Below are 21941 nucleotides of genomic sequence, written 5' to 3'. Positions count from 1 at the left end.
GTTAACGTATTTTTTTAATATCACGGATCATATCTTCATATGGCGTGTTTTGAATACCTGAATACTTCTTCACAACTTTCCCGTCTTTATCTACAAGATAAAAGCTTGTACCATGTATAACTTGTGTATTGTTTTCTGGTTTCGTTACAAGTGTTTGGAAGTTATTTTTTGCAAACTTTTCAATTTCTGGTCGTGTATACCCTGTTAAAAAATGAGTTCGCTTCGCATCCATTTCATATACTTTCATAAACTCTGTTATTTTTTCAGGTGTGTCCACTTCAGGATCTACACTAAACGATACAAACTCTACATCTTTAATACCTTCTTTTTGCAACATGTTTTGAAGTTTTTCCATATTAGCTGTCATAGGAGGGCAAACGGTTTCACAACTTGTAAAAATAAAATCGGCTACCCAAACTTTATCCTTCAATTCAGATGAACCAAACTTTTTTCCATTTTGATCTGTAAAAGTAAACTTTTCTACATCCCAATTGAGTGAATCTCTTAATTTACTATCACTACATGCTCCTAAAATCGTAATGATAGAAATAAGTATGAGTAATGTAATGACACGCATTTTTTTCATATGTACATCCTTTCAAAATTTATTTAAGGTACGGAGCTACTAGGTAGCCCCGCATCTTATTATTTGTTTCGTAATAAACGCATACTGTTTAGGATTACAATAAGCGCAGCACCTGTATCACTTAGGACAGCCGTCCAAAGAGTAAGCCAGCCTGGGAAGATAAAGGCAAGGGCAATAAATTTAATAATCAATGAGAACCATATATTTTGTTTAATAATGTACAATGCTTTCCGGCTAAGTTTCATCGTAAACGGAAGTTTTTCAAGATTATCTGCCATTAATACAATATCTGCGGTTTCCATTGCTGTATCAGTTCCAGCACCGCCCATAGCAATTCCTAGATTTGCAGTAGCGAGGGCGGGGGCATCATTAATACCATCTCCAATCATAGCTACTGTTTTTCCTTCAGATTGAAGTTGTTTTACAGCATGCACTTTATCTTCTGGAAGTAAGTTAGCAAAATAACGATCTACTTTTGCTTTCTGTGCAATATGTTCAGCTGTTCCTTCATTGTCTCCTGTTAACATAACAGTTTCCTGAATACCTGCTCGTTTTAATTCTTGAATCGTTTCATAAGTCGTAGAGCGAATGGAATCTGCTACTGAAATCATTCCTAAAATCACTTTGTTCGTTCCAACAAGTATTACGGTTTGACCAATTCTTTGCATTTCTTCGATTGGTTCGTTCCACATTTGAAGTGAAACACCAAAATCTTCATATAATGCTTTATTTCCAGCGTAATAGGTCTTGCCATCTATCGTGACCTGTGCACCTTTTCCTACAATGGCGCGGAAATCTGTTCCGCTTTGAAGAGAAGTTTGATGTTCTTTCACATATGTTGTAATGGCTTTTGCAATGGGATGATTAGAATATTCTTCAATTGTTGCGGCAATGGATAGTAATTCATCTTCCGTACAATCTAAGCTTCGCACATGCATTACTTTTGGTTTTCCTTCAGTCAATGTACCTGTTTTATCAAATGCAATAGCATTTAATGCACCTGCAATTTCTAGTGCAGTACCACCTTTAATGAGTACACCGTTTCTTGCGGCATTTCCTATTGCAGATACGATTGCAACAGGAGTTGAGATAACTAAAGCACAAGGACACGCAACAACAAGAAGTTCTAACCCTTTATAAATCCATTCACCCATACCAAGAAGGGGAGGGATGATCATGACACCGATTGCTAATACAAAAACGATAGGTGTATAGATTTTTGCGAAACGATCCACAAATGCTTCTGTCGGTGCTTTCTTTTCCTGGGCTTCCTCTACAAGGTGGATAATTCGAGATAACGTAGTATCCTCAACGAGTTTAGTTACTGTAATCTCAAGTGAACCTTCCTCATTAATCGTCCCCGCATATACGGAATCACCAATTTGTTTATCAATTGGGATAGATTCACCAGTTATCGGAGCTTGGTTTACAGTAGAAGTGCCGCCTGTAACTGTGCCGTCTAATGGGATCTTTTCACCAGGTTTTACAACAATTGTTGTATGCACTGCAATATCATCTACAGATTTTTTTATAAGTTCAGTTCCAACTTTTATCCAAGCTTCTGACGGTGCTAAATCAATTAATCCGCGAATAGATTCTCGTGTACGTTCAATTGATTTATTTTGCAAAGTTGCACCTAATGCAAATAGCCAAACAACGGTTGCACCTTCTAGCCATTGACCAATTAATGCAGCACCAATTGCAGCTGATATCATAAGAACATTCATATCAAGTGATTTACTTCTAATTGCATAAAAGGCGCTTTTAGCAGGTTTATAACCACCGATACCGATACTCGCCGCATAGAGAAGTGTAATAAGAAGAGGTGATATGTTTGTAAAACTTCCTCCAAACCCTAAAGCTAAAAATAATCCTGAAAGAATTAAAGTTGTATTTTTAGCTTTTTGAACAGGAGCGGACCCTCTGCGGGCTCCTGCTAAGGAAGCCCCAAACCCTGCATTAGACACTTCTTTTATAATGTCATCCACATCGCGGTCATGACGAATATGCATTTTTCCAGTAGCAAAGTTTACTCGAACTTCTTCTACGCCTGAAACATTTTGTAGATGTTTTTCGATTGTTAAGGCACATGCCCCGCAATCCATTCCGTCCACTACGTATGTTTGTACACTGTCTCCTACTATTTTCTGAGTAGCACGAGGAGGAGATGCATCTTCGCATGAGTTGTCACTACAGCAAGAAGACTTTGATGTCGTTTGTTCTTTTTCTAGAGCTAATTCAGATGAACAGCAGGAAGAACTATTTTCTGTTTTTATAGAATCATTGTTACTACTGCAACAAGAGGTTTCCTTCGTGATAGGAACAACTGGAATCTCTTTATTAGAGGAGCAACATGATGAAGGTTCTTTTGGAATCTCTTCTTTTATAGTTTTGTTTTCAGTACTACAACAAGAAGTTTTCTTAGCAATAGAAACAACTGGAATCTCTTTTTTTGAAGAACAACATGACGAAGTTTGTTTTTCCTTCTCGTTCTTATTTGTCATGACAGTTTTCTCCTTTTTGAGATAAACAAGCATCGTTTTTATCACATGATGCTACTTCATTTTGTACTTCATGAAAAACGACATCAAACATAGTGAGTAACTGTTCAATTTGCTTATTGCGTAAGGAATAGTGGACGTATTTTCCTTCCTGTCTACCTAGGATGATTCCGCATCCTTTTAAACAGTTTAAGTGCTGAGATATATTTGACTGATTTCCTTGCGTGATTTCCACAATTTCAGATACTGTTTTTTCACCATCCATCATACATTGAAGAATTTGTAATCTTGTTTTATCAGCAAAGCCACGGATGAACTTGGCTTTTACATCTGAATCATTTGTGTTGCACAATTGTATCCTCTCCATTCGTATTAGTAATTACTAATATGTTATTCTTTATTCATATTAGCATTGACTAATATGTGTGTCAAAATGAATTGAGAAAAGTTTGATATTTTTGTTTTTTAGAGGCAAGTTTTCACAATATATTCATAAAGTAATAAAAAGAAGTTTACAAATTTGCATCTAGATTATATAATTTGACTCATATAAAAAACTTTCCTTAAGGAAACTTTGGTGTGAATTTACATTCGCATTATATTTTTTTGTTTGAAAGTTGCCTTAGTGCAAAATAATTATATAGATGAAAAAAAGAAAGGGGAATGCACAAAAAATGGATGAGGCTATAATTGTCAAAGATTTGTTTGTATCTTATCAAGGGAATCAAGTAGTTCAAAATGTTTCCTTCGATATTGAAAAAGGGAAGCTCGTTGGAATTATTGGTCCAAACGGTGCGGGGAAATCTACTTTAATGAAAGCTGTTTTAGATCTAATTCCAAGTGATAAGGGATATGTTCAAGTCCTTGGAGAGGATATTCGAAGTGCTAGAAAGCATGTTGCTTATGTACCACAAAGAAGTGATATAGATTGGGATTTCCCGATTACAGTTTTAGATGTGGTACTAATCGGAACGTATCCATCTTTAGGGATGATGAAAAGACCGAAGCAAGAGCATCGAGATTGGGCTTTTGAATGTCTAAAAAAAGTCGGTATGGAGGAATTTAAAAATCGTCAAATTGGTGAGCTTTCAGGTGGACAACAACAACGGGTCTTTTTAGCGAGAGCATTAGCACAAAAGGCAGAAATATTTTTCCTAGATGAACCATTTGTAGGAATTGATGTAACAAGTGAAGAGACAATTATTAAAATCCTTAGAGAATTACGCAAAGAAGGGAAAACAATTGTCGTAGTACATCACGATTTAAGTAAAGCAGAATCGTATTTTGATAAATTGCTATTATTGAATAAGAGCTTAATTCATTACGGAGAAGTAAGGCAAGTACTAGAACCAACTGTTATGTCAAAAGCGTATGTAAATCACGGCATATTGTTTAATAATGCAGCGGAGGTACATTCATCATGAAGATTATAGAATTTATAGATGCATTAATGCAGTACGGTTTTCTGCAGAAGGCGTTATTAACTTCCGTGATGGTAGGAGTGATTTGCGGCGTAATTGGCTGTTTTATTATTTTACGAGGTATGGCTTTAATGGGGGATGCCATTTCACATGCTGTTCTTCCAGGGGTAGCACTTTCTTATATGATTGGTATGAACTATTTTATAGGAGCCGTTTTAACAGGAGTTATTACTGCAGTCGGAATTGGGTTTGTAAGTCAAAATAGTCGAATTAAACATGATATGGCGATAGGGATTATGTTTACATCTGTTTTCGCTGTAGGGATTATTTTAATTACCTTTATGAAGAGTAGTTCGGATTTGTATCATATTTTATTTGGGAATGTTCTATCAGTTCGTTCTTCTGATATGTGGATGACACTTATTATTGGAGTTGTCATTATTGGTCTTGTGATTTTGTTTTATAAAGAACTACTCGTATCTACTTTTGATCCAACGATGGCGCAAAGTTATGGGTTGCCAAATAAGTGGATTCATTACGGCTTAATGATTCTTCTTACAATGGTTACAGTTGCTTCACTTCAAACTGTAGGAATTATTCTAGTTGTCGCTATGCTTATTACACCGGCGGCTACAGCGTATTTATTAACAAACCGTTTATGGGTCATGATTTATTTAGCGGCAGGTATTGGTGCACTTTCATCTGTAGTAGGGCTATATTTTAGTTTCTCTTATAATCTTGCTTCAGGTGCAACGATTGTTCTTGTTGCAACATTCTTATTCGCATTGGCATTCTTTTTCTCACCGTCACAAGGTTTGTTTTGGAGAGTTATCAAAATTAGAAAAAATAGAGCAGAGTTGTCATAATTGATTGGAGGATAAAGATGAAATTCAAAAATGTTTTATTATCAATACTTTGTATTTTCGTATTTGCATTAACAGCGTGTTCTAGTAACACAAATGGGAAAGAAGAGAAAAGTGGGAAATTAAAAGTTGTAACTACATACTCCATTATATATGATATGGTGAAGCAAATTGGTGGAGATAAAGTTGAGATTCATAGTCTTGTTCCAATTGGAGCTAACCCACATGAATATGATCCACTACCAAAAGATGTTATGAAAATGACAGATGCAGATATGGTGTTTTACAATGGGTTAAACCTAGAAGAGGGCGGAGCATGGTTTAAAAAACTATTAAAAACGGCAAATAAATCAGAGAAAGATGCACCTGTTTATAAAGTAAGTGAAGGTGTAGAAGCTATTTATTTAGAAACAAAAGGATTAGAAAAAGAACCAGATCCACATGCTTGGATGAATATTAAAAATGGTATTGTATACGCTGAAAATGTGAAGAAGGCATTAATTAAAGAAGATCCTAAAAATAAAGAGTTCTATACTAAAAATGCCGACAAGTATGTAGCGGAACTTCAAAAATTACATGATGAGACAGTCAACAGAATTCATCAAATCCCTGAAGAAAAACGTTTCTTAATTTCTAGTGAAGGTGCATTTAAATATTTTGGAAAAGCATATGGCATTAAGACGGGATACATTTGGGAAATCAACTCAGAAAATCAAGGTACACCAGATCAAATTAGAGATGTTGTAAGTGTAATTCAAACAAACAAAGTGCCAGCTTTATTTGTTGAAACAAGTGTAGATCGACGTAGCATGGAAACTGTTTCAAAAGAAACAAACGTACCAATTGCAGGTACAATTTTTACAGATTCACTAGGTAAATCAGGTGAGGATGGAGATACTTACTTGAAAATGATGAAATGGAATACAGATACCATTATTAAAGGGTTACAAAAGTAAAACTTAGCTAGTGTAACTATTGAAGTTTTATACGATAAGAAAGAGCCAACTCATGTGAATTGGCTCTTTTTTTATGTACCATGTTTTATTAATAATTGGACTGAATATGACCTAGTTTTATTCCCTTCGTGCCAGCTTCCAAAATGAGAGGAGTTCAACATAATGGACATAAACGTTGCTTATACATGTAAAGTAAGATGTCATAAAATGAATAAAGACTGCTAATTTTTGCGCACTTTGATTATGTAGAAATAGGGGGGATGACATGAAAGATAATACGCCTAAAAAAATTTTATTTATCCAATCAGGAATTCCTTTTTATTACCCAATGATCGAAGAAGCAATTTTGAATAGTTTACAAAAGGTAAACAGTAATACAATTATGGTGAACCCAGAACGAGCGGTAGAAACTGCATTAAAAATGAAACCGGATTTTATTTTGGTACTTAGTGGTTTAAACGAGGGATGTATTAGTGTCATGCCAGTCCTAAAGAGTGCAGGTTTTACTACTGGACTTTGGTTGACAGATGATCCGTATTATACGGATGTAACACAAAATCTTGTTCCGTATTATGATTACATATTTACGCAAGATTTAAATTGTATCAAGTTTTATAGGGGGTTAGGATGTAATAATGTGTTTCATCTCCCGTTAGCAGCAAATCAAGATGTGTTTAAGCCTTCTCAGAAAGAAGATACATATAAGTATGATCTTAGTTTTATAGGTACAGCATTTGAAAATAGAATTAACTTTGTTGATTCTATTTCAGAGTATTTAGTAGAAAAAAACATAAAAATTGTGGGATTCGGTTGGGAGAAGTTAAAGAATTATGAAAGGTTAAAGAATAAAATACAAATCTTGCCACTTGCAAAGTATGAAGATGCATTACAATTTTACGTATCAACTAAAATCAATATAAATTTACACCGTTCACCAAATGATCAGGAATTGAATTGTAATGCTGCAAACATCCAAGCATATTCAGTAAACAATAGGACGTTTGAAATTAATGCTGTAGGTTCTTTTCAATTAACTGATATACGCCCAGATGTAGCAAAGCATTACATACCAGGTGTTGAAATAGAAACCTTTTACAGTGCACCAGATTTTATACAAAAAGCAGAGTATTATTTGGAACATGTACAAGAAAGAAAACAAATTGCAAAAAATGGACTGGATAGAACTTTAAAAAATCACACATATGATAAACGCATATTACAACTATTAAACTATATTAATTTCATAGGCGTGAAGATGTAGTCTAACCATTAACTGAAATGAAAAGCGTTTCGTGCTTTCAACGAGAGTTAACTCTCGTATTCTATAAAATCATTTACGAAAAAGAGATTTGGATAATTTTGTCGAATTCATTTATTCTGAAAAAACAATTTCGCATTCAAACTAATTTATATCTGATAATTAGAGGAGATTAAAATGAATCACTTTTTTGTAGAATTTGGCGAATATGAAGCAAGTGTTTGTGAATGGGGAGATAAAAGTAATCCTCAAATCATTTGTTTTCATGGTTTAGGAAGTACAAAATTAAGTTTTATCGAAATAGCGCAGCTTTTAAAAGATAACTATCATATTGTATCGTTTGATCTACCTGGACATGGGAAAACACCGAGTTTTGGGAAGGATGAAGATTACGATGCATCTCATTTAACAAATTGGGTAGTAGCATTACTTGAGCAAATAGGAAAAGAAACCTTTCATATAGTAGCACATTCATGGGGAGCAAGCGTTGCGCTTCACTATGCAGCAGAACGTCCAGAAAAAGTGAATAAAATGGTATTGTTAGATGGTGGTTATCATCATGGTAAAATGAACGCGGATTATTTTGCGAATCTATATAAAGATGCGAAAGAAGGAGAGTGTCCACCGCGGTCATTAGAAGAAGAAATTACCCATTATGAGAAAGATTTTGATGAATATATTTTTGACAGTAAAGAAGCGTTCATCCAATCAGAAAAAATGGTTTACACTAGATGGTCGCCATTAATAGAGCGTGCGGTTTATGATTTAATGCGAGAAGAAGATAATAAAGTGAAATGGCATGCTACTGGCGATACTGCTAGAAGTGTAATTAAGTTTCAATATTCGGTGTATAAAACGTTGAAATCTCATAAAATTAAAAATGATATTTTATTATTGTATTGTGATCTTCCACATAATTATTTAGAAATAAGAGAATTGCAAATTGCGGAATTTAGGAAGCATATTGATATTACAACTAAGCTTTATACAGATACAGGGCATTTAATGCATTGGGATAGACCAGAAGAGATTGCTGAGGATGTTTTACATTGGTTCATATAAAGGAGGTCCGTTGTTCGAATTTTAGCAACGGATTTTCTTGATACGTTACCTGTACAAGAAACAAGTATCTCTAAACTAGAGGAAAGTAAAAAATAAAGAAAAGAGGTTGCAAAAAAGTAACTATTCAGCGACTTTTTGGGACAACCTCTTCTTTTTGTTGTAGATTTTCAAGAAAATTTAGAATAGAATAAAAATAGTCACCTACCTATTATTCACTAATGAAAAGAGGCTAGCGAAATGCAACTGAAGTATGGAAAGCACATTAATATATTATCTATTGTTCTAACGTTGTTCTCTTTTTCTGTAATTGTAAGTTTCTCTACCTGGTTGAGTGGATATTCTATTCCCAACCTTTCTACAATGCTTAAGGTAACAATGTTGAGTGCATTTATTCTTGGGATTATAGGGTTTAGACAAGAGAAAAGCGCACTAGCGATTATAATTATGGGAATATGTGCCTTTGCTCTAGTCGTTCTATATACTTATGCGGTTATAAGTTTTCTTGAGCATTAAACGCCAAAAAAAGAAACGAACATTTTTGTTCGTTTCTTTTTTTGATGATTATTATAAAATAGCCTTTTCTAATGATTGAGTGCTGAATCTAAGAATTAATTTTTGAATGTTATTTTCATGATCCTTTACAATGATATATGGAACGCCCTGTACGTTAAAGGATTCAAACTCTTCTTTTTCTAATATGGGGTATTAGGGGTACCACCCCATGCCCATCAAGCTAAGCTTATATTAGTTTAATTTCACGCGAGATTTCTTCTTTTTTCTAAAGATCCCGTGTAAGTTTTTTATAGAATTGCATATCAAATAAACCCTATTAGGTTTCGATTTTTTGAATTACGCTACATGATTATGAGACATGGAAAAGTTGTAGACGACGTCTAAGATATCAAAGACTGTTTTCTTCTCATACCTATGGGATTTTTGTCCGTTTTTCTGCAAAAGATTGAACAGCCGAAACAATATCTTTGTTAATTCTTGGGTGTCTTTTTGCAAAGATTGATAAATAAGTAAGAAATAATCTTTTATGATATAAGTTGCTTTATATTCGCTTAATTCTCGTTTCTTCTTGATGAGGAGTAGTTGGCGCATTTGAAACATGGTGGAGGAACAAAGAAGGATACTTATTAATTGTCCGTAAGGGATTAGTATGATTGAACTTACGGATAAAGAAAAAGTAATTCATTTTATCAACGATACGAATCACTTAGAATGTATATAGTCGAAGATTCCATTATATAAAGTAAACGTCAAGTAGCCCTAAAATATAGTACATCGTAAGTGTATTATATTTTAGGGTTACTTGACATTTGTTTCATTCATCATTTGAAGAAGATATAGTTGAAAAATCAAAAACACATTGGAAAATGGAATAACGTAGCAAATCTTTGTTAGAACTGGTAACGTAACAAAAACAACTCATTTTTTCGTTTTGGGGAAGAATGTATTTCTTAACTTGATGGCGATGGGCTGTACCCCATTAAGTGTTGAAAAAAATCTAAGGACTCTGGATTAAAATGAGTCCTTAGATTTGTAATAATAGGGATATTCGCTATTTGCGACATAATACTTTGATTAAGATCTGCAGAATTGTATCCTAAAATCTTCTCTAAATTTCTTGATTCTAACTTATACTTTTCTCAACATATATATGTATTGAATATGTTAAGATTATAGAATAATACTTTAATTTTAAAGGAAGGGTAAGTGATAAATTTGAATAAAAACAACTTATGGATTGCGTTAATTTTAAGTTTATTAATTGTTGCGCCATTTTATTGGTTTCTTCCAAATACTTCGATATTCCTGGTTATTATAGACACGTTAATAAAATTTTCTTTATATTTTTTAGGGATATTTTTAACTCTTAACTTAATAACATATTTAAAAAATCAAACAGACTATCAAAAACAAGTTATTAAGCTCCTTAATGAAATTAAAAATACAATTAATCATAAAGAAAAATAATTTTTCAAAAACATATGAATAACAGATAAAGGAACAGGAATATATCCCTGTTCCTTTATCTGTTATTCATATTAAATATATTTAAAAATTCGCATCTTCCCAAGCACGATCATTTCCAACATGAACATATAAATATTGAGTACTTGATCTACCGTTTTCGTCTGTATAGGCAAATTTTACGCCTCCATAGGCTGCATAACCACCACTTTGTTCCCAAGTTCTAAAAACACCTTCTTTTTCTATAGAGTACGAACCATGAACATTACTTAGAGTACGTCCCCAAACTCGATCTAATTTATCATATGCACCATTGTGATTACAATAATCCACATAATATTGAACATTAAAGTTTCCGTATGATTGACGCCATACCTTTGCACCTTTTACACAAGAATAACCTGAACCGCTTGTCCAAGTCCCGCCAGTAATACTACCTTGAGGTCCCTTTATGCCTTTTATCGGTTGAACTTTACTAGGTTGCACTTCATTTCCTTTTTCATCAAAAAACTTCGCTTCACTATAATCAATTCCCGTCTCTTCTTTTGAACCATCTGGAAAAGTTGTTAAGGTAGCTGTTTCACTTATTCTTTCTTTTTTTCCAAGCGATTTCTTTTCAGGATTAACATTATCTAAAGTTTCCCCATTGTTTACTTTTTCTATTAAAGATTTTTGAACCTTGGTATCGCCATAACTTTCTTTAATAGATTTGATTTGTTCTTCTTTTTTAACCTCTGTTGTACTTGCAAAAGATGAAGGTGCAAATGAACCAATAGCTAATGACAACGTAAATATCCCTGCTGCAATCTTACTCCCTAGTTTCATATTTTTTCCTCCCTATCCCATAATTTTTAAAAAACAAATACTACCAGTATTATACAACTTTTACATTACTTAGTGGAATCGTTAAAACTTGAGAAAAAATATTCAGAATATTATGACTTTAATTGAAAAAACTGGATTCTGAAATCATTTGTAATAAGTTGTGTTATCTTTATAGTGTTGAATGTATTATTTTTCCAGACATTCAAAAACATTACAAGGAGAGATTGTTTATGAAAAAACAATTAGGACTGGCTTTAGTATTAGGATTAACAATAGCTGGATCGCCAACTATTAGTAGTGCAGAAGTGCAAGCAAACCCTGTTGTAGCACCACAAAAAGAAATGCTTAGCGAAGAATTAATTAAAGAAATAAAAGACAATTTCACTATAGGTGGGATTTCAGAAGAAACTCAAATAAGGTTGATTGAAAAGATTAAAAGAGGAGAAATATTAGACGCTGAGAATCCTGAAAAAGTAGGAACTGGACTTACACAATCTAAAGAATATTTAGATGAAAATGGTGTATTTTGTACAGAAAAGAAAACAACATATTTAGATGGGTCTGTTACGTTAGAAACTATTACAGGTGGTACTGTTGAAAAAGTTAAAGCCACAGATAAACAAGAAGTCATTTCAGGTGGTACTTCTACTACTGGTTCAGGTTATGTTAATTATTATGGTCGGTCAGTTTCTCGTTTAAGCGGATCGGTACGCTCTACTTTTAAAGCTGATTATTCACTTGTAAAAGGTGGTTATGATAGTCTTAGTAAAGTATATGGACCGAGTGTTACTGGTTTAGTTAGTAAAAATATTGGATTACCTACAATAGTGAAAGGTAAAGAAGATAGCGGTAGTAGTGCATATGGTTATCTATCGTTTGAAGGAAACACTACTTCAGGTGGTACTTTTAAATCGTATGTTCACAAAATATTTGTAGGGGGAGATACAGCTTGGGATTCTTGGTAAGAATTATGGGATTGAATAATGAAAATATCGAACCAATAGTCGACCGTTTAAAAATTCGTAAAATCCATATTTCAAGAGTTTACTATGCTGGAATATAAAGGGGATATTGTCGTTATCGTTAGTAGTAGATAAGCAAGAAATATTAGCGAGTGTTATGAAGTTTTTTGAAGATGCAAAAGGGGGACCGCCAGCATTTCGGAAAAAAACCACGCTAAGAGTATGCAAGATTTTATACGAATTTTCGGATAATCCAGTAACAAACAAGAACCCTAAAACCGCGCTAGGATAGGAATGTATAAAAAATGCATAGATCCATAGAACAAAAAAAGGAGGTTCCCTTGTGAGATTAGGGTTCCTCCTTTTTCCTTGCTACCGATAATGATACGTTATGTTAATCGATCATGTATAAGCTATGCATAAAGGAATTGATTCTTCTTACCTAGAATTTAATACTTTATATATTTAGCTGAAGGGGGAACATCCATGAATATCACGTATAGCCATAATAAGGATGACATTGAACTAAAAGAACTTAAAGAAATTTTCCGCAGAGTAGCTACTTGGAAAATGCCAACAGATATAAAGGAATGGGAAGAAATGCTAGGAAATACTCCGTTATTAGTAGCAGCATTTGATAATGATAAAATTGTTGGTTTCGCCCGTATGCTTACAGACTGTGTACGCTGGGGAGAAATTTATGATGTAGTAGTAGATGATTCGTATCAAGGTAAGGGCATTGGCAAACAATTAATACTAAAATTAATTAATCACCCAAAAGTAGAAAGGGTTCGTACCATTGCTTTAGGAACAGAAGATAAAACCTCATTTTATGAAAAATTAGGTTTTACAAACGTAAATAAATATAATGGTCATTATCTTATTTTAGTTAGGAAAGAGAGAGATCATATCTTAGGATAGAGATTGACTTCCGATATCGAGAATTATGTGAAATATGCCCTTTTATAAAAACTATTAAGTTAGGATTTTCATTTTTGGATATATAAACCATTTTTTTAAAGGTATAATATGGTTTATATTCTATGGACTGGGGTTGAATGAGTGAGTATTATAAATACAAAAGGTAAAATTAAAAAAACAAAAAGAAAAGTATTAATAACTATACTTACTATGTTAGTAATTATAATTGGATTTGGATATTGGAAATTTTTTAGTTTGCAAGGTGTTCCAAAAGGTGAATTAATTCGAACAGTGAAATCTCCAGATGGAAAATATCTCATTAAGACTTATTTTCATAATGCAGGATCATTAAGTGCGGATGCTGTTAGGGGTGAATTAGTTAACCTTGATACAGATTCAGAGAAAAATATATATTGGAACTATCCAGATACGGATCCATATATCCAATGGGTAAATAAGAATATTGTTAGAATTGGAGATCAAACTTTAGATATTTCACAGAAAGAAACCTATGATTGGCGTGATGATGATAAGCACGTTAAAGAAATGCCTAAACAATTTATTAGATAAAACAAGAAAAATTAAATTTATTCAATTTTATTTGTTTAACCATAGATAGGATTATATGAGTGAAAAGTCCCTTTAGATCTTCTAAATGGACTTTTTTTAGGTTTCTAGATACGACTACTGATAAATTGATGTTATATTAAGAAGTCTCGCTACATCGTAATCAAGCTTTGAAACCGATGGTTCCCCAAAACGAAAAAACGAGCTAACTTCTCATAGTTAACTGTGGAGAGATAATAATTTTGTTTTGTGAGTCCTTCAAAATATTGAAAAAATGGAGATGGTGTTATTTGTTGTTTAAGTTGATGACTCTAAGATACCAGTTTAATTGACCTGATAGCGATGTATCCGTACTCCTAAAAAATTCACCTTTGGCATCAGGGAAATTAAATAGGGTGATAATTATTATAAGTGGATTAGGTTTCTTGCGAATTTTATATTAAAGGTCTTATCCAAAGTTGAGAAAAATCCACATACCCAAAATATTTCATCTTAATATTCGTTAAGTCTGATGAAAAAGGAATTTGACGTGTTTCATAGTATAAGGGAATCATAATAGAGGATTCTATCAGTTCTTTTTCAAGATTCTTATTTAATAAAGGCCACTCTTCAAAATGTGTATGTTTGTATTTAGATAGTTGGTTTCTTAGTGATTTATTTGTTTTTAAAACTTTAGCCAATGGTGAATATCTAGCTGTTAAAAAATAATAAAATGATATCTCTTGATTCATCTCGAATACTTCACCATGAATAAAAAGGTCGACTTGTTCATTAAGTTTTTCATCCCTAAGATAGTTTTCAAATGGAACCCATTTAACTTGAAAAGGTATATTTTCTTTTTCTAAGATATTCATTAACCATTTTGTGGTTGCTTCTGTATACTGAGTAGCTTTTATAATAAGTGGTTCTTTAAATTCAGGACGTTTTCTTTTTGGGATATTGATTTGATGATCTATGTCTTTTAAACAGCTTTTAATATTTGGGATTTTTTGAGAATCATATTCATGAATATGATTTATATTGTTAGCGATAATAGAATGTAAGTAATTACGAACATCTATGTGCTGAATGGAAGAATCGCGCCAAGCATTCATAATTATAACGCCAAAACCGGAATTCCTTTCTACTTGAAAAGTAGAATTACATTTATGGTGTTTGGAAGATTGATAAATAGTATCAAATTCCAGAGGGACTTGAATGAATTCTACTGTATCTAGCAAAGGTCTTTCTTGAAAATAATCATGAAATGCTATCAATGATGTTTTCTCCAGGCTATTCTCTCCTATATAAAAACCACCGCTTCCTATGATTTGACCGTTATTTTCTTTATAAATACTTGTATTTATCATACATAACATTTGTAAACAATAACTACACCCCTTTGGGTAATGTATATCAAGAATTAGTGGTGATACAACTTCTATTTTTTCTATGGGTGCCCATAAGTCTTTATAGTATGTATGACTGCGTAATTTTGAGAGACATAATTTCACATCAGACGCTGTTAAGATGGAGCCATCATGAAATTTTATAGACTTTTTTAAATATAGTCTAAGCGTAGATGGAGTTAAATCCCAACTGTGAGCTATTTCAGGGAATATGTTCCCCTTTTCATCCATATAAACAAGTCGATTAAAAACATTCGCAACAATATGTGCACTATGTACATCGGCAGCCTCGAGCGGATGTGTTGTTAAAAGGGGCTTCCTTCTAGGAATAATTAATTTGTCATCTGAATTATGTATATAGCCAAATTTTGAATGAAACTTAGTCATTAAGCGTAGTTTACTGTTTGGAGACCAATTATATAGTAAATATTTACTACTTTTTTCAACAGGCTGTTGGTCCATAATTTCCATTACTTGTGACTCATAGATTTGTTCTACATTTTTCAACCATTGGAGAGATGAGGGGTTTCCTCTACCTTTTCCAGGAATGAAAGTTAGCCAACCTTCATCCATCCATTTATGTAAGTAACGTACGGTTTGCTTTGTACTTAAATTTAAAAAATCTGCTAGGTCTTGTATTTTTATATTTCCAGAAGAAAATGATTGCCATAGATTCAGTAAAGTTTTATCCATTTTCCTATCTCCTTTTATAAGTGGACATGTTTTTCTGAAGGTGTCCATTTTTAATTTGATAAGTCTAGTTTAATATAACATTAGACAAGGGGAGGAGATACGATGAATTGGAAAGAATTTGAACAAAATATAAAAGTACGCTTAATTACATCATTTTTTAATCGTGCTGTTACATCAGCAGTAATGCCTTTTATGGCATTGTTTTTTGCTCAAGAAATAAATAAAGTATGGGCTGGTTTATTTTTAATCTTAACGGTTATGTTAAGTTTTTTTTCAAATTTAATTGGAGGTTACATTTCAGATCGATTTCAACGAAAGAAAATCTTATTGTTAACTTCTTTTTCTAGTACTTTGATGTTTTTATTCATGACTTTAAGCTTATATCCGACAGATAAGATGATTTGGTTATTTGCAATCGCTTATGTAGGTTTTATAATAACTAGCAGTCTTGGGCGTCCATCCATGCAAGCTATCATCATAGACTCAACTACACCGAAAAATCGAAAGGCTGTCTATACAATTGACTATTGGCTTATGAATCTTTCTATGGCAATTGGTGCAGCATTAGGTGGTTTTTTATACATTAATCATCAACAAGAGTTGTTTATACTACTGACTTGTGTTTCTGCTACAGTACCGATTGCTTATAAAATTTGGCTAGTTACAGAAGTTAAAGAGTGCTTAGAAAAAAGGCAGGAAAATATAGTACTTGATCTAATTCAAAATTATAAAATTGCTATTCAAGATAGAGCATTTTTAAGAGTTGTAATAGGGTCTACTTGCATATTTGCGGCAGAGTTTTCTTTAAACAGTTATATTGGTGTACGACTTTCAGAAACATTCAATCCAATAAGCATGGGGGACTTTGAAATAGTAGGAGTGAGGATGCTAAGTATTCTTAATATACAAAATATGCTTTTAGTAGTATGTTTAACATTTATTATAAATAAATTTACAGATCATATAAGTGGGAAAAAGGCGTTACTTTTAGGTCTTGTGCTCTATGGGATAGGCTATGTGGCAGTAACATCTTCAAACACTTGGTACGTACTAATTATTTTTAACTTTATTGCTACTGTTGGTGAACTTGTTTACTCACCAATCAGAAATGCAGAACAAGCTAATATGATTCCAGCTGACAAGAGAGGATCATATTCAGCCTTTGCGGGTCTATCAGATATTGGGGCGGACCTAATTGCAAGAATGACTATTATCGTCGGTGCATTCTTAATTCCTACGATGATGTCTGTTTATATTGGTATGATTGTAATAATAGGGGCATTCTTCCTATATGACGGTCTGTTTGTTAGAACTAGTAGTCAATCACAGGAAAGATTGAATAAAATTTCAATATAATATAGTACCTAAAATGAAATATACACTATTCTTTCTATAGAATCGTAGGATAGGTGTGTAAAGAGGGAGTATACAAATTTGGAGGAATTATCATGGTAAAATATATTTCGATTCTTGGTTCAACTGGCTCAATTGGTACGTCTGCATTAGATGTAGTCACTTCTCATCCGGAACATTTTAAAATTATTGGTTTAACAGCAAATCACAATATTGACCTTCTCGAACAACAAATACATACATTTCACCCTCGAATTGTAAGCGTAAGCACAAAAGATTTAGCAGATGCACTTCGGAAGCGAATTTCTACGGACACAAAAGTCACATATGGAACAGATGGATTAATTGAAGTTGCAACTTACCCTGATTCTAATCTTGTATTATCTTCAGTTGTCGGTGTCTCTGGTCTCCTTCCAACAATTGAAGCATTAAAAGCGAAAAAAGATATAGCAATTGCGAACAAAGAAACATTAGTTGCAGCAGGGCATATTGTGACAGATTTAGCGAAACGAAACGGCTGCCGCTTAATTCCAGTAGATAGTGAGCACTCTGCCATTTTTCAATGTTTAAATGGGGAAAATACTCAAGAAATTGAGAGGCTTATTGTTACTGCTTCAGGAGGTGCATTTCGAGATAAAACACGTGAGGAAATGGAAATCTTACAAGCTAAAGATGCCTTAAAGCATCCCAACTGGTTAATGGGAGCAAAACTAACCATTGATTCAGCTACATTAATGAACAAAGGCTTTGAAGTTATGGAAGCACGTTGGTTATTTGATATCCCGTATGAGAAAATTGATGTTTTAATTCATAAAGAAAGTGTTATTCATTCTTTAGTTGAATTTATAGACGGATCCATCATGGCACAGCTCGGTGCTCCTGACATGAGAATGCCAATTCAATATGCATTCCATTATCCAACTAGATTACAATCAAACTATAAAAAATTAAACCTACTAGAGATAGCTAGCCTACACTTTGAAAAACCAAATTTCAAAAAATTCCCTTGCTTACATTATGCGTATGAATCAGGGAAAATTGGTGGTACAACACCAGCTGTCTTAAATGCAGCAAATGAAATTGCAAATGCGCTATATTTACAAAATAAAATTTCGTTTTTTGATATGGAAAAAACAATTTATTCTACTCTTGAAGCTCATCATAGCACTGCAAATCCAGATTTGGAAACAGTATTAGACGCCGATCGTTGGGCTCGTGAATATGCAAACGAATTATTAATTAGAAAATGAAATAAGAGCTAGAACAGAACTCGTCTTTTTTAGCTCTCCATTTTACGTGTTCTTTTGTTTTTATACATTTACGTTTGTGGAATTGTAAAGAAATGTGTTTAAGATATCGCATGCAGAAGGATTTATAGTAATTATTAGTTATGCTCATTGGGAAAGTCCTTTTTAATTAATATAAGCTATATACGGAATAAAGAAACATAAAAAAATTGGAGGTAATTATGAAAACTTTCATATATATGGTTAGGCACGGAGATTCACCAAAGTTTGGAAAAGAAGCAACAAGAGGATTAACCGAAAAAGGAAAATTAGATGTTCAACGAATAACAGATATATTACAAGGTGAGGGGATCGACGTTGTTATCTCGAGTCCATACAATCGTTCAATTCTAACTGTTCAGCAGTTAGCGAAGCAAATAGGACAAGAAGTTTTAGTATTTGAAGACTTAAAAGAGAGAATTTTTATTGCTGAAGAGGAACGAATGTCGGATAAAGAATTATTTCCTTTGATAGAAAAGTCATTTTTAGACCCCGACTTTGCTTTAACGGGAGGAGAGTCTAATGTCGACTGTCAGAAACGTGCTATAAAAGTCTTAAAAGAATTATTAAACACCTATCGAGGACAGAAAGTAGTAGTAGGCACTCATGGAGCTATTATGACGTTGATGATGGGGTATTATGACAGTAAGTATGATTTGAATTTTTTACTACAGACATCAAAGCCAGATATATATAGAATGGAATTTAATGGACAGGAATTGGTGGAGGTTAAAAGATTGTGGGAAATTTCATAGATTGACTTTATTCATCCATAGCTTTTCCTAGTGACGTGTATTATAAGCAATAGGGTTACTGCGGTAACTCTTTTTCTTATGCCACTGACGGGGGACTGATTTCAAAAATCTAAAAAATTCGGTTTCTTAGCGTACAAAATTCACGTTTTGTTCTTGCTATCCCGAGGTGAAATGGGAGGGGATGTTTTTGAACAGGATATCTTTAAAGCTATTTTTTAAATCAATCCTATTTTTTTTCATATGTGGTATTGTTGTTTTTTCTATATTTCGGATTATTTTTGTCTGGAGTGTTTCGACAGGATTAGGAAGGGATGATATAGTCGGATTTTCTGATAATAAGTATGTAATTGGACGTCCACCTGTTAGCTATAATTTATATAAAAAAGATAGTGGAAAAACTATATTAGATAATGTTATTGGTTATAAAAAGTGGAAAACCAAAAGCTATGTTCGGAATGAAGTTGAATTTGTAGTGATAGATGAGATAAAGGGTAGCTATGAACTGTATAAAATAGAAAACGCTTCAGAAAAGGATATAGAACGGCTGAAAGAAATGAAGAAATTAGAATAATAGAGACTATCTGAAAGGTAAAGAAGCACACTTGTTATTGTTAAATCTAAAAAATAGTTTAGACTAATAACTGAGTTTTGTTTCATGAAAAGAGTCATTATTAAAATATAGTATTAGTGGGTCAGTCCCATCGCTATCAAGCTAATATTTTGAAGCACCACCAAAACAAAAATTTTACCTCTCGACAGTTATATTTGAGAATTAAGCTCATTTTTTCGTTTTGGGGTGAATCTGTTTTCTTAAGTTGATGGATGTGGGGTACCACCCCATATTAGAAAAAACGATATTTTGATGCAAAATTATAGTGTAAGCAAGAGCATTAAAGTTCTATCGCCAATTCTTTTTTTGATATAATAGATGCGTGGCAGAAAATAGATAGAAAGATACTGCTAGTCATTTATATTTAAAATGTAGGGAGATTGAACAGAGTTATGGGGAATGAAAAAGAAATTAGTTCCGCTAAATTAATATGGAAGATGACGCGCCCGCATACATTAACGGCGACGTTTTCTCCTGTGATTTTAGGAACAGTAGCATCACTTTATGTTGCAAAAATTCATTGGCTTTTATTTATTGCGATGATGGCTGCATGTTTAGCGTTGCAAATAGCAACGAACTTATTTAATGAGTACTATGATTTCAAACGTGGATTAGATACCGCTGATTCTGTTGGTATCGGTGGTGGAATTGTCCGTCACGGATTGAAACCGAAAAATGTGTTAACAGTTGCGCTTTTATTGTATGTAGTAGCAGCAATTATTGGAGTTTATATTTGTATGAATAGCAGCTGGTGGTTAGTCGTCATTGGTTTAATTGGAATGGCGGTTGGCTATTTATATACAGGTGGTCCATTACCAATTGCGTACACTCCGTTTGGAGAATTAGTTTCGGGATTGTTAATGGGGACATGTTTTGTACTCATTGCTTTCTTTATTCAAACGAATACGATAACGATTGAAAGTGTATTGATTTCCATTCCAATTGGAATTTTAGTCGGTGCAATTAACATGTCTAATAACATCCGAGATATCGAAGAAGATATTAAAGGTGGAAGAAAGACATTAGTAATCCTCCTCGGGAGAGAAAAAGCAATAGTAACACTAGCTGTAGCCTTTTTCATTGCTTATTTATGGATCGCCGTAATTGTATTGATGGGTTATATAAGCCCTTGGGCATTAGTTATGTTCCTAGGTTTGAGAAAGCCAATCTCTGCTATTCAAAGTTTCCAAAAAGGAGCAAAAAATCCCGGGTATATGCGCATCGCAATGAAATCAACAGCGATGACAAATACGATTTTCGGCTTCTTATTATCAGCAGGATTATTAATTAGCTACTTGTTTTAAATGAAAACTATTGTTAAATAACTTAACCCCAATTTCTCAATTTTAATGTAGAGAGATTGGGGTTTATTTTGAGTTTGTTTAACGTTAAGAACATTTTCATTCGAAGTGAAAATACCAATAAATTGCAACTTCATCACTTGTCATATCCATACCTTTATAAATAAGAAAATCAAATCCACCTATTACAAATCCACATTTTTCATAAAATTTACATGCTGCGACATTATTATTTTGCGTTTCAAACATGATCCCGGGCATGTTGCCTTCTTTTGCCCATTGCTTTGCTTGATCAACTAATCTTTTACCAACCCCGAGTGTACGATGTTTTTTATCCACCGTTATATCTTCTATGTAAGCATAGTGATTCCAATTCTTTTTTAATACTATTAATCCGATGATTTGGTTATGTAACAGTGCTATGTAGATTACTTGATTGGGCTTATTTATATATTCATTGTACGCCAGTTCTTCATTATCATTTTGTAAATAACTTTTTTCATAACTCGGAACGTCTTCTACTGTATATTCTATGCGTCTATTGGCTTTTGAAAGTGAAAGAATTAACCGCGCATTCACTATAAAACTGTCATCAATCTCAGGGTGAGTGTCTAAATCATTTGTTTCTAACTTTCTAATTAAAAGGCTCATCGTGA

21 protein-coding genes and 2 pseudogenes are annotated in these 21941 nt (G+C 33.2%); 16 read left to right on the top strand and 7 right to left on the bottom strand.

Annotation, left to right across the window (positions count from 1 at the left end):
* Position 1: 1 nt before the first annotated feature.
* The 3 genes from ILS93_RS03470 to ILS93_RS03460 are packed head-to-tail and all read right to left on the bottom strand — an operon-like array spanning position 2 to position 3439.
* The gene (locus ILS93_RS03470; protein ID WP_088046748.1) at positions 2–586 is read right to left on the bottom strand and encodes an SCO family protein; all 585 of its coding nucleotides are present in this window, start codon (positions 584–586) and stop codon (positions 2–4) included.
* A gap of 59 nt (positions 587–645) precedes the next feature.
* Positions 646–3090: a heavy metal translocating P-type ATPase gene (locus ILS93_RS03465; RefSeq protein ID WP_222659965.1), complete on the bottom strand. Its 2445-nt coding sequence runs from the start codon at positions 3088–3090 to the stop codon at positions 646–648.
* A complete protein-coding gene (locus tag ILS93_RS03460) occupies positions 3080–3439 on the bottom strand; it encodes an ArsR/SmtB family transcription factor (protein WP_098112166.1) in 360 nt (119 codons plus the stop codon). Before ILS93_RS03460 ends, ILS93_RS03465 begins: the two co-directional genes overlap by 11 nt.
* 322 nt (positions 3440–3761) lie before the next feature.
* Between ILS93_RS03460 and ILS93_RS03455 the strand changes: the two genes are divergently transcribed.
* From ILS93_RS03455 to ILS93_RS03430, 6 genes are all read left to right on the top strand, one after another.
* Positions 3762–4511, top strand: coding sequence for a metal ABC transporter ATP-binding protein (locus tag ILS93_RS03455; protein ID WP_064475759.1), 750 nt, complete (start codon positions 3762–3764; stop codon positions 4509–4511).
* A complete protein-coding gene (locus ILS93_RS03450) occupies positions 4508–5374 on the top strand; it encodes a metal ABC transporter permease (RefSeq protein ID WP_088046750.1) in 867 nt (288 codons plus the stop codon). The genes ILS93_RS03455 and ILS93_RS03450 overlap by 4 nt, the downstream gene beginning before the upstream one ends.
* Positions 5375–5391: 17 nt before the next feature.
* Entirely contained in the window at positions 5392–6327 is a 936-nt protein-coding gene (gene mntA, locus ILS93_RS03445) for a manganese ABC transporter substrate-binding protein/adhesin MntA (protein ID WP_064475757.1), read from the top strand.
* 265 nt (positions 6328–6592) lie between these two features.
* Positions 6593–7588, top strand: a complete 996-nt coding sequence (locus ILS93_RS03440) for a CgeB family protein (protein ID WP_064475756.1) — start codon at positions 6593–6595, stop codon at positions 7586–7588.
* Positions 7589–7762: 174 nt separating this feature from the next.
* Positions 7763–8647 (top strand): alpha/beta fold hydrolase, encoded by an 885-nt coding sequence (locus ILS93_RS03435; protein WP_222659963.1) that lies wholly within the window; start codon positions 7763–7765, stop codon positions 8645–8647.
* 237 nt (positions 8648–8884) lie between these two features.
* Positions 8885–9160, top strand: coding sequence for a hypothetical protein (locus ILS93_RS03430; protein WP_001176332.1), 276 nt, complete (start codon positions 8885–8887; stop codon positions 9158–9160).
* Between the two features lie 336 nt (positions 9161–9496).
* Here ILS93_RS03430 and ILS93_RS03425 read toward each other — a convergent pair.
* Positions 9497–9799: pseudogene (locus tag ILS93_RS03425) on the bottom strand (IS4 family transposase); the annotation flags it as partial.
* Between the two features lies 1 nt (position 9800).
* Between ILS93_RS03425 and ILS93_RS28915 the strand changes: the two are divergent.
* Positions 9801–9881, top strand: a pseudogene (locus ILS93_RS28915) (histidine phosphatase family protein); the annotation flags it as partial.
* An 827-nt stretch (positions 9882–10708) separates the two neighbouring features.
* Here ILS93_RS28915 and ILS93_RS03420 read toward each other — a convergent pair.
* On the bottom strand, positions 10709–11449 hold the full coding sequence (locus ILS93_RS03420) for a hypothetical protein (RefSeq protein ID WP_222659961.1): 741 nt from the start codon (positions 11447–11449) through the stop codon (positions 10709–10711).
* A gap of 230 nt (positions 11450–11679) precedes the next feature.
* On the opposite strand from ILS93_RS03420, the gene ILS93_RS03415 reads away from it, so the two are divergent.
* From ILS93_RS03415 to ILS93_RS03400, 4 genes are all read left to right on the top strand, one after another.
* Positions 11680–12414 carry a hypothetical protein gene (locus tag ILS93_RS03415; RefSeq protein ID WP_222659959.1) on the top strand — a complete coding sequence of 245 codons (735 nt, stop codon included), beginning with the start codon at positions 11680–11682 and terminating at the stop codon, positions 12412–12414.
* A gap of 106 nt (positions 12415–12520) precedes the next feature.
* The gene (locus ILS93_RS03410) at positions 12521–12703 is read left to right on the top strand and encodes a hypothetical protein (RefSeq protein ID WP_222659957.1); all 183 of its coding nucleotides are present in this window, start codon (positions 12521–12523) and stop codon (positions 12701–12703) included.
* 194 nt (positions 12704–12897) lie between these two features.
* Positions 12898–13332 (top strand): GNAT family N-acetyltransferase, encoded by a 435-nt coding sequence (locus ILS93_RS03405; protein ID WP_222659955.1) that lies wholly within the window; start codon positions 12898–12900, stop codon positions 13330–13332.
* Between the two features lie 141 nt (positions 13333–13473).
* On the top strand, positions 13474–13902 hold the full coding sequence (locus tag ILS93_RS03400) for a DUF5412 domain-containing protein (protein WP_000022547.1): 429 nt from the start codon (positions 13474–13476) through the stop codon (positions 13900–13902).
* Between the two features lie 431 nt (positions 13903–14333).
* On the opposite strand, the gene ILS93_RS03395 is transcribed toward ILS93_RS03400, so the two are convergent.
* Positions 14334–15980: an ABC transporter substrate-binding protein gene (locus ILS93_RS03395; RefSeq protein ID WP_000361822.1), complete on the bottom strand. Its 1647-nt coding sequence runs from the start codon at positions 15978–15980 to the stop codon at positions 14334–14336.
* A 102-nt stretch (positions 15981–16082) separates the two neighbouring features.
* Between ILS93_RS03395 and ILS93_RS03390 the strand changes: the two genes are divergently transcribed.
* From ILS93_RS03390 to menA, 5 genes are all read left to right on the top strand, one after another.
* Entirely contained in the window at positions 16083–17336 is a 1254-nt protein-coding gene (locus ILS93_RS03390) for an MDR family MFS transporter (protein ID WP_222659953.1), read from the top strand.
* 92 nt (positions 17337–17428) lie between these two features.
* The gene (locus ILS93_RS03385) at positions 17429–18583 is read left to right on the top strand and encodes a 1-deoxy-D-xylulose-5-phosphate reductoisomerase (RefSeq protein ID WP_222659951.1); all 1155 of its coding nucleotides are present in this window, start codon (positions 17429–17431) and stop codon (positions 18581–18583) included.
* Between the two features lie 218 nt (positions 18584–18801).
* Positions 18802–19374, top strand: a complete 573-nt coding sequence (locus tag ILS93_RS03380) for a histidine phosphatase family protein (protein WP_078214455.1) — start codon at positions 18802–18804, stop codon at positions 19372–19374.
* Positions 19375–19561: 187 nt separating this feature from the next.
* Positions 19562–19945, top strand: coding sequence for a hypothetical protein (locus ILS93_RS03375; protein ID WP_078214456.1), 384 nt, complete (start codon positions 19562–19564; stop codon positions 19943–19945).
* A 431-nt stretch (positions 19946–20376) separates the two neighbouring features.
* Positions 20377–21288, top strand: coding sequence for a 1,4-dihydroxy-2-naphthoate polyprenyltransferase (gene menA, locus ILS93_RS03370; protein ID WP_222659949.1), 912 nt, complete (start codon positions 20377–20379; stop codon positions 21286–21288).
* A gap of 96 nt (positions 21289–21384) precedes the next feature.
* Here the strand turns inward: menA and satA are convergent, their stop codons facing one another.
* Positions 21385–21936, bottom strand: coding sequence for a streptothricin N-acetyltransferase SatA (gene satA, locus ILS93_RS03365; RefSeq protein ID WP_222659946.1), 552 nt, complete (start codon positions 21934–21936; stop codon positions 21385–21387).
* Positions 21937–21941: the final 5 nt, after the last annotated feature.

It is taken from the genome of Bacillus sp. 16GRE42, from assembly GCF_019837435.1.
In the GTDB taxonomy this organism is placed as follows: domain Bacteria; phylum Bacillota; class Bacilli; order Bacillales; family Bacillaceae_G; genus Bacillus_A; species Bacillus_A wiedmannii.
The sequence above is the reverse complement of the archived record's forward strand: the minus strand, read 5'-3'. Positions and strand labels throughout refer to the sequence as shown.